This is a genomic window from Anabaena azotica FACHB-119, from assembly GCF_014697625.1.
GTDB classification, from domain to species: Bacteria; Cyanobacteriota; Cyanobacteriia; order Cyanobacteriales; family Nostocaceae; genus Trichormus; species Trichormus azoticus_A.
Genome location: NZ_JACJSG010000009.1, coordinates 119188 through 135281, shown reverse-complemented (window position 1 = coordinate 135281; position 16094 = coordinate 119188). Strand labels below are relative to the sequence as shown.

Genomic DNA, 16094 nt, shown 5'->3' with positions numbered 1-16094 from the left:
AAATTGTCTAACCGATAGTTACTTGATTGGTATCAACATTTGTAGCACCACTTACAGACCGGGCTACGGAAACCATTTTATTAAGAATATCTTGGCTAGGAACTTTGCCTTTTAAAACTACAGTGCTACCAGTTTGAGCCACCCAAAGAGTATCGACATCATCCAGTTGCTGGTCTTGGTCAAACGCCAACGCCACCCGCTTGGCTAAACCGCTTTGGTCATATTCTCCATTCAACCCTAAACGTTCTGGGGGAATTGATTGGGTGGCTGTAGGTGCATTTGCGGGGGCTTGTGCTACTTGAGGAGCGGGATTTACTTGAGCATTTTGAGGCTTTTCCATGCCAAAAAGTCTTTTTAACCAACCCATAAATGCGGTTCTCCTGATTTGAGGTTTACTATAATTTTTAAGATAAAAGTTTGACAAATATTCCACATCTGTCGTGCAAAAGATATTCCTTCTAAATGGCTTCTGCTTTTAGATTGATTTGCACTGTGTGTCAGTTATCAGTTATCAGTTATCAGTTATCAGGTGACAGGTGACAGGTGTTGTAGCAGAGATTTTGCCCCCTCTCCAAACCTCTCCCCCACGGGGGGAGAGGCTTTGAAACACATTAGTCTTTTTTCTCTGATTATATGAAACCACCCTGCTCATCTCCCTCATCTCCCTATTCCCCTCCTTGGAGGGGTTAGGGGTGGGTTCCTCCCTCATCTCCCACCCTTCCCTACGGGACGCTACGCGAACGGGAAGCAAGCTACATCTCCCTCATCTCCCCAATCCCCAATTTTTCAGAAAACATTTGAGCATTGCAGGCATTGAGTTTAAAATGAGGTATAAGACTTATAATTTATTCACCTAGTAAGCAGTACGTGTAGGATGGCAGTTAGCTAATATTGGCGTTAGTTAGATGCTGTCTGAGCCTGTGTTGGCAAAGATGAAACATACTCTTTCAGTTCTGGTAGAAGATGAAGCGGGAGTTCTGTCCCGCATTGCTAGTTTATTTGCTCGTCGTGGCTTTAATATAGAAAGCCTGGCTGTTGGTTCGGGGGAAGAGGGCGGAGTTTCCCGCATTACTATGGTTGTACCTGGTGACGATCGCGTGATTGAACAACTCACCAAGCAACTATACAAGCTGGTCAACGTCCTCAAGGTACAGGATATAACAGAAACACCCTGCGTGGAGCGTGAATTGATGCTCCTGAAGGTGAACGCGACGAGTTCCAACCGCTCAGAAGTCGTCGAACTAGCGCAAATTTTCCGAGCGCGAGTAGTTGATGTGGCGGAAGATTCTTTGACTTTGGAAGTGGTCGGCGACCCTGGTAAGATGGTGGCGATCGTCCAAGTGCTGCAAAAGTTTGGTATTAGGGAAATCGCCCGCACTGGTAAAATTGCCCTAACTCGTGAATCTGGTGTCAATACTGAGTTACTTAAATCTTTAGAAGCCAAGGTTTCTTAATGTTTAGCAGTAAGGGCGTACATCTGTACGTCCTTATACCAATTCTCCATGAAGTTCGCCGAATAAACAATGTAGAGACGTTGCATGCAACGTCTCTACAGCGCAGAATAAAGTGCATCTTCATCAAGAAACGGTATTACCCATGTATTTATATCAGGGATTGCCTTTGGGAATGGTTTTTATTTAAAGTTATTTTAGTGATCTAAATTAGCATCTAGTAACTGTAGGGTGCGTCAGACCCAATAATTTCGTACAAATTCAAGGATTTTCCACATCTGACGCACCTACCCTAAGTGCCAGTTGCGTAAGTACTGAGTTATATTAGTGATCTAAATTAGCATCTAGCTTCTAAAAAAGATGCTTAGAATCAAACTTGTCTTTTTTCGGTAAGTATTCAGAGCAATTCTTAGCTTCTTCAGTCATGACAATACAAGGCTCTACAGCACATTTTAAATAATGGTTATGAGAATAAAATTGACAGTTTTTACAGGGTAACTGATGTGAAGTTTTAACTGTAAAAACCATTTTATTTTCTATAATTGAACGAACTTTTCGTAAAGCTATAAAAAATATTACCCAGCTAAAAACTAATCCTAAAGGGGTTAATGATATGGCTATATCAGGAAGATTTACCCCATTTGTTGGGGTTGTTCTTTGCTGACTTTCAGTGTGAGTAATTTGGTTATCATTACTCCTGGCTATGATTTTATTTTGATTTCTTACCTCAGATAACATATTCTTGACCTTTGCTAATTTATAGTAATTTGTTTGTTAAAAAAATCATACTTTGAATAACAAAATATTTATTGCTGCCTAAGTCTACGGCTTTGGTATTAATAATCGTGGTCTAATTTAAAGGAAATAGTTTTTTATTCTTTCCTATTATAGGCAGAATTAGCATAGGTATCTAGATGATTTATAGAATAAAATCCTTTAATGCCTCAATTATATGTTTAACAAAATAAAGGTTTCTCTATCTCTGTCAATAGTTTTGCTTATATTGATGGTAAGTATATCCAAAGGTATATTTTAAAGATTTATCTAGTTAATAGATTTTTCTCATAAAATATAGGAGAAAATATTTTTTATACTTTACATTAAATAAATATTATCTTTGTGTTCGATATTATTTGCGTTTTATAGATAGAAAGGATATATTTTGATTTTTTCTTAGATTTTAGTTTAAACATAACTCGTCTGTGATTTAGAACACTTATTTATCTTTTTTAGCCTCGTTATAAAAGGTTATTGACCTACTAGGGGTTTTGTAGTAATGAACAGGGTGTTATTCTTGGTGTAACACATCCCTTGGGGTGGTGGAGCTAAAATGTTGCATTAATTAACCACGGAGGGTCAGCGAAAAGTTGAAGCCGTTCGCGGTAGCGTCTGGAAGAGAGGCTTTATAAGTGCAAGCATCTGAACTTTTTCAGACAGAAGCACACAGAACAAAGGCAATTTATACATTATGTTAGTTTGGTTATGCTATTGCTGGGTGGGATGAAAATATAGCGATCGCCACTCTCATGGGAAAATCAAAGTTAACAATTGCGGGTTTGGAGTCAGGCTAGGTGAACATTCCACCAGACAGTTAATAGGTAAGTTAAACGCTATGTTTAACTTGATGAACTTGATAGGATTACATCTTATCTGTCATATTATTTATCAGATTATGATGGCTGGGAATGGTAGAAAAAATTACCAGTTAAATGTTAGAAATTACTGTGCAAATAAATCAGCTTATAAGTAATTAACCGGAATTGTTATTACATAATTTGCTACAGCTTATTGATGTATAGCAGTCGCCTTATAGATTAGGACATCATTCAATCTTCAAACCTTTACTTTCAAAGACTTTTAACCCTGTCCCCTGTCCCCTGTTCCCTGTCCCCTACTGTAAAATAAAAATATTCCTGATGTCAGCCAAAAGGTAGAGTTTTTCTGATTTAATAGTGCTTAATATCAGCAAAATAAGGAATTGACTGAAAAAGTAGGCTAGATATTAACAGTATAATAGCCTTTTTATAATTGTGCGATGCTCAAGTTTAAAAATGGGCGCTATTGGGATTAAGAGTGAGATGATTTGACTTCCAATTGATTAAGACCCAGTAGACAAAATAAAAACCTGACCCTGCTATTTAGAATTATTCCGGTTTCTCAACGCTATTTGTGAAAATTGCAAAAACAGCATACGCATAAGAAAAAGCCTAAAAGATAAATAACATCAGTGAAATCAAGAGCAATCAAGATTTCAGGGGAGGGGAAGATGGAAATCTTTGATTATGTAATTCTCGGAGCGGGTTTAGGTGGTTTAGCCACGGCTGCTTGTTTAACCAAGCAAGGACATAATGTAGCAGTTTTAGAGAAACATTATTTACCCGGTGGTTGTTGCCATACTTTTGATTACGGGGAATATAGTTTTTGTGCGGATGTGCATTATATTTCTCAATGTGGTTCTGGTCAGGTCATAGCCCAATTTCTCAACTATATTGAACAAGATGTCCCCTTTAATAGTCTTGACCCAGACTGCATAGACCGGGTTATTACACCAGTAGCAGATTTTAGGATACCTTTGGGATGGGAAAGATTGCGCGATCGCCTACTTGCTAATTTCTCAGAAGAAAGCAATGCCATTAACCGCTACTGTAACGAAATTCAGCAACTCCATCAAGAAATCCGCAATTTAGGCAGGGAAATTCGCTGGTATGACCAAAAGTTGACTGACTGGTTAAAGTTACCCAAGTATTTTAATCTGTTTAAAAAGCGCAATTGGACACTGCAAGATTTGTACAACTATGTCGGGTTATCGCCCAAACTCCAAGCCATACTAGCAGGACAAAGCGGCGACTACGCACTCCCACCCGCAGAAATAGCCCTACTCACCCACACTTCCCTAGTTTGGGACTACTCGGAAGGTGCTTATTATCCCCAACATCACTTTAAGCACTTGGTTGATACTATTGTCGAGACAATTACCTCTGGTGGTGGTGTCATCGCCTATGCTACGACAGTTAACCATATTCAAGTCAGTCGTGGCAGAGTACATACTGTAATTGCCGATGGTAAAATCTACCGGGCTACCAAAGCTTATATCAGCGACCTCGACCCCAAATTAACGGTAGAGTTAATGCACGATGGGGAAGCCATCAGCCCCAAAGAACGGCGACGGCTAACTAGTTATAAATATTCAGCCAGTGTGTTTAATATTTACTTAGGTTTAGATGACCGCTTTGAACCCGAACGTTACGGTATTGGTAACTGGAATCTTTGGTATTATCCCACCGGAGACTTAAATAGAGAATATCAACAACAATTACAAGGCGACTTTAGCAACCCGTGGATTTTCCTATCTTGTCCGACGATGAAATCAGATCAACCAGGAATAGCCCCAAGCGGACATCATATATTAGAAATTGCCACAGTTTGTCCTTACGAACCTTTCGCCCAACTGCATCAACATGACTCCGCCGCCTATAAAGCCAAAAAGCGGGAAGTTTACCAGCAAATTATGAACACCGTGCGGGATATAGTTCCCGATGTTGATAATTACGCCAGGATGAAAGTTTACGGCACACCTACCACTAGTGAATATTATCTAGGACAACCCCAGGGGAATATATATGGTGCGAAATTAGTCCCCAGTCAAGTCGGGTTAAATCGTTTAGGATACACCACAGAATTACCTAACTTGTTTTTGGTGGGTGCAAGTGCTGGCTATCCCAGCGTTCCCGGTGTCATTGGGAATGGGATGGATGTTGTCGAGTTGTTGACTGGGGAGACTGTGCGGCGGAAAACGACTGCATCTCAACGGTTGGTGGGGGTGCGGTGCTGAGTTTTCACGGCATCTGGAAGACCTCTCTCCAAACCTCTCTCCTACAAGGAGAGAGGCTTTGATTTCTCCCCCTTCCCTTGTAGGGAAGGGGGCTGGGGGGTTAGGTCTGATATCAGCTTTTCCACATAACGTGAAAAATCAGATTTATTCCCAAGTAATTGTGTAAGAGTCGGCAGAAGATTTACCTTTACCTTGTCGCCAACAATTATCCGCTTCCCATGCGCCGCTTTCTGTTTTGCGTTTGCGGCTGCGGACGGTGAGGCTGTTATCTGCCAATTTCAGTAGGTGATATTGCCAAGGTTCGGCGGTGACGAGTTCGTGGGTAGGTGCGCCGAAGGTTCCCGCACAGATGCGAAACAGTCCCCGTTCTGCGTCGTATTCATTAAAGCCTTTTTGGGCTTGGTGGACGTGTCCGTGGAGGAAGAGGCGGAAACCTGCGACGGTTAACTGTTCGATGAAACTTTGGTCTTTGATGCGGTCTTCCCAGGCGCTATCGAGGGGATGATGCCATACTGCTATTTTCAGGCAGTTTTTATATTCTTGGTTGCGGCGAATTTCTGTGAGGGCGTTGCTGAGTGCATTCATGTTAATGCCAGCACGGGATTTATAATGATGATCCAATTGCCAAGCCGAGTTTAACCCTAGTATGAGTAGGTCTTGGTTGGGGAAATGGTCTAGGGTGTATTGTTGGTCATAGTCTAGGGGATAGGTTTGGTTTTTGATGGTTTGGTAGAAGTTGCGGAAGTGTTCAACTTTCATCACTCAGGTTTGATAACTGCTGGAGCAAACATTCTGCGGTGTAATATTCCTGAATTAGTTGGTGGCGAAATTCAATTTGCTCATTTGCACCCATTTGAATTAAGTGATGGTTGAGTAAATCTTGCAGCCATTGTAATGCTCTGTCACGGGGTCGATCAAATTGCTCGGCTTGCAAAAACTGGGTTAAAACTTCCTCTGCTTCTGACCTGGGTATGGCGACATTCAAATCTGTCAGCTTGTCCCCTTTGGTCATGTGGAATGCTAAATGTTTTAATAACGAGAACCACCACCGCCGAGACTCATCTGTAACTGGAATATCCTGGCGCAGTTGACGCTCATAGCTTTGGGTAAATTGGCGAAACACTAAACCCAAGTTTGGCGGGATGTCTCCTGTCTGTGCAAACAATGAACACAGCATTAACAGCAATAAGGGCGTTTCGCCAAACTCCCGCAACCTGTCGCCTAAGTTCTGCAACATCTGCTCACCCTGTTGTGGTAAATAGGCGCGGACAAACTGCTGCATCTGTTCTGCGGTCAGGGGTTGCATTTCCAACTTCTTAGTAATGCCCAAATCACCACCCACGCCTATATCTCTTGTGGTGAATATCATCGGCGTGGTTTTTTGGTGGTCTTGCCGGAATTTATACAAATCTCGCCGCGCTGCTTCTGAGGGTAATTCGTTGATCCCGTCTATTAACAGTAAAAATTGCCCGTTATTCAGTAGTTTTTCTATGGTTGCAGAGTCTAGTAGTAGGCGATGGCGTTTTAAGAAATCCCGAATTAAGTCCAAGATTGAAGTTTGGTAATAGCGCAACTCTACTAGCACGGGGATTTGACCTAACCCTCCTACCCCCTTCCCTACATTCGCGTAGCGTGCCGAAGGCAGGGAAGGGGGAGATGCTCCCCTCTTCGCTTCGGGGAGGGGTTGGGGGCTTTCAAGGGCAGGTTTTTTACACTTCGACCCAAAAACACTGATTTTAGGGTGTAGGGGTATAAGGGTGTAGGGGTGTAGGGGTAGATGAAAGTCTGATAATTTACTGAATCTTATAGTCCTCACTGATTACTTTATGAAAAACCTGCCCTTAAGAGGGGGTTGGGGGAGGGGTTTCTCCGCTTCCTCTAGCAACAACCGCACTAACGCTGTCGATTTCCCGGAACCAGGTCGCCCAACTAGCAAGACCTGTTCTTTTGCATACTTCCGCAACCCTGTCAAGACATCTAAGCGTTCAATTTTCCCCTCGTCTGCGCTCCTTTCTTCCTTGGCAGATTGTACCGTCTGCACCATAAAATTTAACAGTAGGGGTGACTGCTTCTGCTCAACTCGCTGCTGTCCTACTACATCAGTCAGCGTGTACGCTTTACCCCGTTGCGCGTAATGATTGCCGAGCGATTCAAGGTAGTAATTCCAGTCAGTCATACTGTGTAGAATGGTGGCAAGCTAATTGTGAAGATAGAGGCAAAGGGGAAGGGCAAGGTTTGTTTACTGTGGCTGATTTTTAAGCCACTTGTATTTTAGAAAGTTAAAAAGCCGCTATCCCAGAGAATACATAATTGTTCTGTTTGCCACACAATTATTTGCCGGGATTTAAATGCTGCTATAAACATAAAGAACCGTGGGACGCACGGTCTTAAAGCTCAATTAATGTCCGGATTAGGAGTCATTGAGAAGCCCACACTCACCCTGAAAGGGGAGTGTGTGGAATACGTCACGAAATAGTTTAACTTACTGATTTAAATTGTAACTGAGTTATTTGAGTTAATTAGTAGGGTGCGTCAGCATGAGTATCTTCTTAATATAATTAGAGTTTTTTGTACTGACGCACCCTGCTGCCTGATACTACAAAGTTAGGGAACACCAAAAAATAAATTATCTAAGTTGACTGTTAATAGGGTGCGTCAGCATAAGTATTTTCTTGATATAGTTAAGGTTTTTTGTACTGACGCACCCTACTGCTGAGTTATTTGAGGTGAAATTTCCGTGAACGAGTATCAGAACCTCGTCAACGAGTATTTTTTCCTCGTCGTTGAGTATCAGAACCTCGTCAACGAGTATTTTTTCTTCGTCGTTGAGTATCAGAACCTCGTCAACGAGTATTTTTTCCTCGTCGTTGAGTATCAGAACCTCGTCAACGAGTATTTTTTCCTCGTCGTTGAGTATCAGAACCTCGTCAACGAGTATTTTTTCCTCGTCATCTCAATTCTCTATGAAGTTGCACCAAATAAAAAATGTAGAGACGTTGCATGCAACGTCTCTACAGCGCAAAATAAAGTATCAGTTAGCCCCAAATGACTATAAATCCTCTCTACACTTACAAAACTAACTCGTCGGCAAGTATCAGAACCTCGTCAACGAGTATTTTTTCCTCGTCATCCCAATTCTCTATGAAGTTGCACCAAATAAAAAATGTAGAGACGTTGCATGCAACGTCTCTACAGCGCTAACCTTTGCAGCTTTCTATTTACGAATTACGAATTACGGATTAAAAATTATGCTAACTTCATCTCAGTGAACTCTGGCATCACCCATGTCTAACCCATTACCGAGTGAATCTCAACCCCAACCCCTCAGCGATTTTGAATTAGACTTACTCAAGCAGGAATATTTCTTTCTGCAAAATACTATCGAGGACTATAACAAGCAGATTTGGGTAATCAAAGCAATAGGAATTACTGGGACTGGTGGTGTTTTAGCATTGATGTTACAGCAAAAAACGAATGCTAGTGCGATCGCTCTCATCGGTTGCACCATCCCTCTATTTTCTGGGTTCTCGAAAGTCAGTGGAAACACTTTCAGCGTGGTTTCTATCCCCGCGTTAACCAAATCGAGTTTATTCTTACCAATACATATCAGTTAAAAGCCCCTAGTATATATACCAGTTGGTCGCAAACCCACAAACGCAACACCAACCCCAAGCGTAAAGGCTACCTTTGGGATGGTCTATTAAATCGCAGTGTCTTTATGAGCTACGTTTTAGAGATTGCCTTTCTTTTACTTATAGCTGCGATCGCGCCTATTATTTGGAAGTAGGGGACTGGGAACTGGGGACTCTTTCAAGGGCAGGTTTTTGACACTTCGACCCCAAAATACTGGTTTTAGGGTGTAGGGGTAGATGAAACTCTGATAATTTCGGGGATTTTACAGTTCTGACTCATTACTTTATTAAAAACCTGCCCTGAAGAGGGGCTTGTACCCCCACCAATGCGTCTTCCCTACCCCCTTCTTATTGAGCGAAGACGAAAAGGATACAAGCCCCTAAATTTATTTATGGGGATTGTAATTTTGAATTTTGAATTGGAGCGTTCGCGTAGCGTCTCGTAGAGAAACGACTTAACTTTAATTCCTGGCGCAGTTTTTGGTACATAGATATATCAACAACTGACAAAATTTGGTTAATATTTTTCCAAATTACAAGCTGATGATTTGTGTCCATATCTTTTAGCAATTGTTCGACATAATGCAAAGAAAAAGTACCAATACAACTACCCCCAACTACAACCTTGGAAAAGCGAGATTTCATCCAATCCAATTCAGCAGCAATGTCTTGATACATTTTCTGCTTTGATGGTAATGAAATGATGCCGTTAACATGGTCTAATAACCACCAAGCACCAACCTCTGAAGTTAATTGACTGTAGAAACTACTGTTATACCCAACAAAACCCATTTGGGGAATTTCTGGGTGAATTAAATGACGATATAACTGAAAGTTTTCCTCTTTATCTACTAATACTCGACGGTATTTCTCTTCTAAAAACGATACATTTTGACGAAAACCCGTACCAAAAATCACTACATCTGCTGGTATTTTTTCACCGTTTACTAACTCCAAACCACCAGGAACAAACTTGGCTATGCTTGACTTGATGGGTTTGATTTTCCCGCTATGTATATGTTGAATAAAACCTGGCGGTGATAGCATCAACCCACATTCGCGCCGTTCTATGTGATGTTCAGGTTTTATCCCACAAGCATCAAGACCTAATTGTAGGCTGATTAATTTCTCTATAATCCGCCAGAAACACCAAACCAGAGGCTTGCCAATAGTATGCAGAATTGTTTCAAATTTTCCCATTTCCCTGTAGATAAAGAAAGCTTCTGAGAATCGAGTGAATAAAATATGTTTGATGTTTATCAAACCCAAAAGATATCTTGGTACTTGCCAAATAGCTTGGCGGAAGACTAGAGTACATTCTTTGGCTGTTTTCGCTGCTAGATTAGCGATATCACAGGCAGATTTACCAAAACCTACGACAATAACCCGCTTACCTGCAATAATTGAGGGGTCGTTCATCTCAGTGGAATGTAAAACTAAACCTCCAGATGATGTAAATTTTTCCTGATCAACAAAGGAAGGTAAATTAGGCTGACTAAAAACACCATTGCACACGAATATAAAGTCAAATTCGTAACTTTCTTCCTGTGTTTGTCTATCATTTGCATTTGTATATTTGACTGTTACTACCCATTTTGGATCTGTTCCTGATTTTTGAGAAACATGAATAACTTCTGTTTGAAAACGAATTTTATCAATTACATGAAAATGCTTGGCGTAAGATGTCAAGTAATTTCTAATTTCCTCTGCTGAAGGCCAATCTGGATAAGATTTAGGCATGGGATAGTCAGAAAAACAGTAAGTATCACTGGTACTTTGGCTACCTAATCCTGGGTAAGTCCGGGATTTTTCCCATACGCCGCCTAATCCTTGTTTTTTCTCGAAGATGGTGACATTATAGCCATCTTCGAGAAAAGTTTTTGCCGTTACTAAGCCACTAATCCCAGCCCCTATCACGCAGATTTTTTGAAATTTCATAATTTTCTAAGTGAAAATACTGTACAGAAGTTTAGTAGTAAATAGTACTTTACACTAAATTAAATATTTTGTCCTAGCAGTTGTCTAACGCTACCTTACCTGTATGAGAAAAATCTCACCTCGGCTCCCTGTAAGCTTAATACTGCATCCCAGCGAAAGACTCTGTGAGAATTATGGCTGACGAGCAACTCAAAAAGCTCTCCCAGAGGCAGAAAAAGAGCGATCGCCAATGTAAAGTGTAGGGGTGTAGGTATTTTGTGTAATGACCCAAGCTGAATAAATTATGGAAAAGGGTAATGATGGGAGACAATATTCAAGGTAAGAAAATTTCTATTATTATCCCAGCGCTGAACGAAGCAGGAAACATTAAACAAACGATCGCCACTACTCAACCTAGTCAGAATGTAGAAGTGGTTGTTGTCGATGGTGGCTCACAAGATGATACGGTAGCGATCGCTCAATCTTTGGGTGTAAAAGTGATTTCATCATCTCCAGGGCGTGCGGTGCAAATGAACGCAGGTGTGGGGTTAGCGACTGGCGAGATTCTGTTATTTCTCCACGCAGACACACAGTTACCTGTTGGGTTTGATGAGATGATGCTTACAGCATTACAGCAGCCTGGGGTAATAGCCGGCGCGTTTGCTTTGCGGATCAATGCTGAAGGGGCGAGTTTGCGTTTGGTAGAAAAGGGAGTATATTGGCGATCGCGCTTTTTACAAATGCCTTATGGTGATCAAGCAATTTTTATGACTAAGGCGATATTTCAGCAAGTCGGCGGTTTTCCTGAATTACCTATCATGGAAGATTTTGAACTCATGCGGCGCTTAAAACCTATGGGAAAAATTATCATCCTCTCTGTACCAGTAATAACTTCAGCCCGGAGATGGTTGCAAAAGGGAGTTTTCAAAACTACTATGATTAATCAAGTTGTGATTATTGGTTATTTACTCGGTATCACACCCGCGCAACTTCGTATTTGGTATTCTCACGGTAAATTTTTGCGGTAAGCTTGGCGCTGCACTCCCCACCCTACTAATTGCGATTTTCCCCTATAACCAGCGCTGTTTTTTAGCGAAGCCAATACTCCCAATTACAATTAATATGATGATGACAATCACAGCCGGATAAGCCCAAGGTTGTTCTAGCTCTGGCATATGTTTAAAGTTCATGCCATAGAAACCTGTAATAAAAGTGAGTGGTAAAAATATACTGGAAAGGATAGTTAAACGATTAATTCGTTCACTGGTTTTACTAGCAATGTTATCGCGTTGAATTTCCATTAATTCTGACATCCAAACTCTCAAAGCTTGATATTCTTGCCAGAGATTATCAACTTGATGAACTAATTCTTGGTTGAATAATACTTTTACTGGCTGACTAATCCATTGGAAATCTTCATAATTCATCAAAGCTAGAAGTGACCGAATATTTTGGAAATTACGCCGTCCAGAGCGAGTGGATTGCCTCATGGCGGCAATTTTATGGTAAGTTGTTTCATCACCAGAACTAGCTAAAACTTCATCTTCTAAATCATCAAGTTGTCTGGAAATATAATCAAATACACTGTGGTAATTGTTTAAAATATTTTTCAAGATTAAATATAAAATATAATCAACGCCCCATCCTTGAATATCTATGGTTTGCTTGTGAATATTACTGAGTAGTATAGTTAAGACTTTGATTTCTTTAATTTCAAAAGTAATAATAAAATTGCTACCTAAGAGAATACTACCATACGCTACCTGAAACTCTTGATTTTTTATTTGATGAGTGAGAATTTCATAGCCATCAAATAAGCAATCTTCCATATCTTCATCAATTCCTGTAAGGGAACGGTTGAAAATCATATCAATCCGAGATGGGTTGAGTTGAAAGTGGTTAATTATTTTGGCAGTTCCCGTGCGATCGCGGAACTGAATGCAGCGCAACCAGATATTATGAGAACCATCAATTTTTTCCAGTACAGTATCAACATCTTTACTTGAGAATAATTCTAGATGATTCTGAGAAAATGTTAAAAGCATTAGCATATATCGATTTTGATTTAGTATTTTAATTATTAATAAAGCATTCATGACTCGGAGAATTCTTCAGTCTGGCGAACCACGCTCTACACATCAAGCAGATGAGGTTAGGGACTTCCAGAAAATAAACTATGCAATTTATCTGCCTCAAAGCAACTGTCTTTCCCCCTGCCCCCTTGCCATCACAGTGATAGTATATTTTTTTAATTGGAAGTCCCTTGGTCGGTTGCTGTCAATTAAAGAAATTTACTACGAGCAAGCAGCATTAAACTATACCAGAGTACAAGAGATTTTGGCACAACATAGCGATGCTAAACTCTTTGAGGTAGACAGCCATTGGAATATTCCAAAACTACATGGTAATGCGGAATCAGTTCAAGACTGGAATCGTATTAAGCGGACTGTTTTAGTATTGAGGGTAAAGAAATCTCTGCAATGTCGTCCTAAAACCCTTACACCCTGCCTCAACAGAAAACTTCGATGCGTAAGTCCTGGTAGACTCTAGTTACTGGGTGTATGAGATTAGTGAAGATAGGCATTGCTTGGTGGATGCTGCCATCTGTGACGATGTTAAGGACTTGATAGCTCTATTTCGGCAGTAACCCAATGCTAAAGCTACTTTTGCTACTAAGCACCTTAACCTGTCCATAACAATAAATACCTCTACTCATAGATGTATTTTGGCTAAATAAACAGATAATTCACAAATGCAACATAATTTTTTGTTGCTGATTGTTAGCTTAAACAGCAAGAAGCCTCTCACCTACCCGTTCGCGTAGCGTCCCGTAGGGAAGGGAGGTGATGAGACGGACACTTTGCTCAAGTCGGCAGAGCCGCCCACGCAAGTGTCCTCATGAATTGCGCGTGAGTTGACGACAGTCTCCCGACCAATGCGACAGCGTTCGCGTAGCGTCAATCGTTGAGTTTAAGGGTACGTTAGTCGCTTAAATTCTGTTTTTCGCAACAAATTATATATGAGATTGAACAGTTAAATCCTTCAAAGTGATTGTAAAGTTACGCTGTTGTGTTGTTGTAACTTGTGAAACGATCGCTTCACAAGTTACAGCCACAGTTAACATTACGAGGTTCCGCGCTAGGGGATAATCACAAACATCATCATTCACATCGGAAGGTACGCGATAAGAGTCATTCCAAATTACTTCTGCATAATCAGCCGCTAGTCCAGCATGAACACAAGGAACGCTAAATTCCTGTGCATAATCTTTCACAGCCTGACGTGCCACACTATTATCGAAGACATCGACAATTAGCTGGCTATCTTTGAGTAGTTGAGTTGTATTTGTTGGTGTTAATTCCTTAGTCTTGGCTTCTACTTTAATACCAATTGCTCGATATAAATTATTAGCTAAAATTTTCGCTTTGAATGCTCCCACATCAGAACGGTAGTATGGTTGAGTAGAAAGGTTACGCTCCTCAATGCGATCGCGATCGATTATCGTCAACTTCTCAAAACCAGACCGAGCCAAATTCTCAGCTATGTTAGCTCCTAATGCTCCAGCCCCACAAATTGTAATAGGATAATCTTTCAACTTTGCCATCACAGGATGACTACGGTAAAGCTGTTCATGGAAAAAAATAGTCATAATAATTCGTAATTAGGCGTTGCTGAATCAGAATATGACATATTACAGCAAGTTGCACGTAAATTAGGTACAGATATAAATGGTAAAACTATTGTGGGGTGGGCATCTTGCCCGCCCTAAGTGTACTTCACTCAGATGAACTGCGCTGTAAATTAGTAGGGTGGGCATTGCCCACCAAAACCATGATATGGTGGGCAATGCCCACCCTACAAAATACTTACAGTATGATTGATTTAGTCGGTAATAGGTAATAGCGAATAAGTAATTGAATTGTTTTTTACTATTACTAATTACCAACCCCCAAGATATGATAATTGTTTAAGTGATAAACTAGTATTGCTGTTCTATAACACCTACCAAAGATTGCAAGTCAAAGTCGCGGTCATATCCGCTTAAGCAAATACCGGAACTGATCACAGTCAAGTCAGATTTAGCGATCGCACTACTATGGCGAACACCGTCTGAGGTTGTCCAATCGACTGTCCAATAATCACCGCGATCGTGAAATTGCTTTAATTCGCCCCCGCCCATCTGCAAGGCTTTTCTCAGCCGCTTTTCATCCTGTTGGGGTTGATTGAAGTCCTGAATACGCCCAGTGGTTAATTCGTAGACTGTGCGGATTTCTGGAGTCATACCTTTGAATTGCAATTCTTCCACCGGAATCAGATGTTTCACAGCAGATTGCAGTGTTTCTACAATAGCCGGATCAGCCCGGCGATCGACTTCTTCAAACCAACAAGATTGTCCATTCCATCGGGCGATGATTTGGTCAAAGATGATACCTTCAGTTACTAGATGGATGGCCACTGGCTTAACTACCTGCAACCGTTGACGTATATCAGCTTCGTTGATGGGATATGCTAACCAAGTTTGTCCCTGTAGTTGATGTGCTAACCGCAGTCTGATTTGGGGAAAGTGTTGTAAGTATTCAGCGATTTGAGGTAAGTCTGCTTCCTCCACAACTTTTGCAGTTTTCTCATCCATAGGCTGAAAAACACCCCAACCTGCAAATTTGCTAGGCTTTGGCGTGAAGGTGTAAATCATCCCAGCTACCCTTGTGCGAACTCGCCCACCCTTAACACAAGGCGCGATAAATTTAGCTGCATACAACTGTGCTTGTGCATCAGCAATTTGATTGATTAGCTTATGGATGTTAGTCAAGTCGCTTTGCTCCAATTCAAAATTCAAAATTCAAAATTAAGAAAGTGAGAGGTAGCATAGGTTTTAGTGTTTGCATCTTTATCATATTTTTTGTGAAATGCTATCAGATGGAAGAATATTTAGCTTTGCTGAATTAAAATACGAAAAGCTCACACATACAAGCAAGCGAGAAAAAATACCCAATACCCAATCCCCAGTCCCCAGTCCCTAATCCTGCGTGTAAGTTTGTGGAGCATTGCTTGTTCTCAGTTACTAGAGGGACTCCACTGGTGAGTTGTTACACACTCTTTCAAAGATGGCTACTTTTAAGCCTACTTTCCAGCTTCTTCGCACTCCCCGTTCACACAAGCCCACTGTATTGACAGTGTTACTTTTCCTCTCGTACTAGTATGTAGGCTCTCACGAGTTGGGACACGCAGGATATTTATATAATACAAGATACTACAATATTT

General features: G+C 40.9%; 15 protein-coding genes and 1 pseudogene. 7 read left to right on the top strand and 9 right to left on the bottom strand.

Annotation, left to right across the window (positions count from 1 at the left end):
* Nucleotides 1–7: 7 nt before the first annotated feature.
* Nucleotides 8–367, bottom strand: coding sequence for a BON domain-containing protein (locus H6G83_RS08620; RefSeq protein ID WP_190469940.1), 360 nt, complete (start codon nucleotides 365–367; stop codon nucleotides 8–10).
* A 565-nt stretch (nucleotides 368–932) separates the two neighbouring features.
* On the opposite strand from H6G83_RS08620, the gene ilvN reads away from it, so the two are divergent.
* The gene (ilvN, locus tag H6G83_RS08615) at nucleotides 933–1454 is read left to right on the top strand and encodes an acetolactate synthase small subunit (RefSeq protein WP_190469936.1); all 522 of its coding nucleotides are present in this window, start codon (nucleotides 933–935) and stop codon (nucleotides 1452–1454) included.
* 348 nt (nucleotides 1455–1802) lie between these two features.
* Here the strand turns inward: ilvN and H6G83_RS08610 are convergent, their stop codons facing one another.
* On the bottom strand, nucleotides 1803–2189 hold the full coding sequence (locus tag H6G83_RS08610; protein ID WP_190469934.1) for a hypothetical protein: 387 nt from the start codon (nucleotides 2187–2189) through the stop codon (nucleotides 1803–1805).
* A gap of 1528 nt (nucleotides 2190–3717) precedes the next feature.
* Here H6G83_RS08610 and H6G83_RS08605 point away from each other — a divergent pair.
* The gene (locus H6G83_RS08605; protein WP_190469930.1) at nucleotides 3718–5283 is read left to right on the top strand and encodes a phytoene desaturase family protein; all 1566 of its coding nucleotides are present in this window, start codon (nucleotides 3718–3720) and stop codon (nucleotides 5281–5283) included.
* A 144-nt stretch (nucleotides 5284–5427) separates the two neighbouring features.
* On the opposite strand, the gene H6G83_RS35235 is transcribed toward H6G83_RS08605, so the two are convergent.
* The 3 genes from H6G83_RS35235 to H6G83_RS08595 all read right to left on the bottom strand — a co-directional run bounded on the left by H6G83_RS35235 (nucleotide 5428) and on the right by H6G83_RS08595 (nucleotide 7459).
* Entirely contained in the window at nucleotides 5428–6042 is a 615-nt protein-coding gene (locus tag H6G83_RS35235; protein WP_242044498.1) for a metallophosphoesterase family protein, read from the bottom strand.
* Nucleotides 6032–6832, bottom strand: a complete 801-nt coding sequence (locus H6G83_RS35230) for an NACHT domain-containing protein (protein WP_242044496.1) — start codon at nucleotides 6830–6832, stop codon at nucleotides 6032–6034. Before H6G83_RS35230 ends, H6G83_RS35235 begins: the two co-directional genes overlap by 11 nt.
* Before the next feature lie 270 nt (nucleotides 6833–7102).
* On the bottom strand, nucleotides 7103–7459 hold the full coding sequence (locus tag H6G83_RS08595; RefSeq protein WP_242044495.1) for an NTPase (NACHT family): 357 nt from the start codon (nucleotides 7457–7459) through the stop codon (nucleotides 7103–7105).
* A 99-nt stretch (nucleotides 7460–7558) separates the two neighbouring features.
* Here H6G83_RS08595 and H6G83_RS08590 point away from each other — a divergent pair.
* The 3 genes and pseudogenes from H6G83_RS08590 to H6G83_RS08580 all read left to right on the top strand — a co-directional run.
* A pseudogene (locus H6G83_RS08590) lies at nucleotides 7559–7759 on the top strand (RNA-guided endonuclease TnpB family protein); the annotation flags it as partial.
* Nucleotides 7760–8020: 261 nt separating this feature from the next.
* Nucleotides 8021–8332 carry a hypothetical protein gene (locus H6G83_RS08585; protein WP_190469928.1) on the top strand — a complete coding sequence of 104 codons (312 nt, stop codon included), beginning with the start codon at nucleotides 8021–8023 and terminating at the stop codon, nucleotides 8330–8332.
* Between the two features lie 235 nt (nucleotides 8333–8567).
* A complete protein-coding gene (locus H6G83_RS08580) occupies nucleotides 8568–8897 on the top strand; it encodes a hypothetical protein (protein WP_242044494.1) in 330 nt (109 codons plus the stop codon).
* Between the two features lie 408 nt (nucleotides 8898–9305).
* Here the strand turns inward: H6G83_RS08580 and H6G83_RS08575 are convergent, their stop codons facing one another.
* Nucleotides 9306–10853 (bottom strand): flavin-containing monooxygenase, encoded by a 1548-nt coding sequence (locus tag H6G83_RS08575; protein WP_190469926.1) that lies wholly within the window; start codon nucleotides 10851–10853, stop codon nucleotides 9306–9308.
* 299 nt (nucleotides 10854–11152) lie between these two features.
* Between H6G83_RS08575 and H6G83_RS08570 the strand changes: the two genes are divergently transcribed.
* Nucleotides 11153–11860 (top strand): TIGR04283 family arsenosugar biosynthesis glycosyltransferase, encoded by a 708-nt coding sequence (locus tag H6G83_RS08570; RefSeq protein ID WP_190470118.1) that lies wholly within the window; start codon nucleotides 11153–11155, stop codon nucleotides 11858–11860.
* Between the two features lie 42 nt (nucleotides 11861–11902).
* Here the strand turns inward: H6G83_RS08570 and H6G83_RS08565 are convergent, their stop codons facing one another.
* Nucleotides 11903–12883, bottom strand: coding sequence for a magnesium transporter CorA family protein (locus H6G83_RS08565; RefSeq protein WP_190469923.1), 981 nt, complete (start codon nucleotides 12881–12883; stop codon nucleotides 11903–11905).
* A 43-nt stretch (nucleotides 12884–12926) separates the two neighbouring features.
* Between H6G83_RS08565 and H6G83_RS08560 the strand changes: the two genes are divergently transcribed.
* A complete protein-coding gene (locus tag H6G83_RS08560; RefSeq protein ID WP_190469920.1) occupies nucleotides 12927–13382 on the top strand; it encodes a hypothetical protein in 456 nt (151 codons plus the stop codon).
* A gap of 463 nt (nucleotides 13383–13845) precedes the next feature.
* Here H6G83_RS08560 and H6G83_RS08555 read toward each other — a convergent pair whose 3' ends face one another.
* Both H6G83_RS08555 and H6G83_RS08550 read right to left on the bottom strand, forming a co-directional pair.
* Nucleotides 13846–14481, bottom strand: coding sequence for a ThiF family adenylyltransferase (locus tag H6G83_RS08555; protein WP_190469917.1), 636 nt, complete (start codon nucleotides 14479–14481; stop codon nucleotides 13846–13848).
* A gap of 330 nt (nucleotides 14482–14811) precedes the next feature.
* A complete protein-coding gene (locus H6G83_RS08550; protein WP_190470115.1) occupies nucleotides 14812–15642 on the bottom strand; it encodes a hypothetical protein in 831 nt (276 codons plus the stop codon).
* Between the last annotated feature and the right edge of the window lie 452 nt (nucleotides 15643–16094).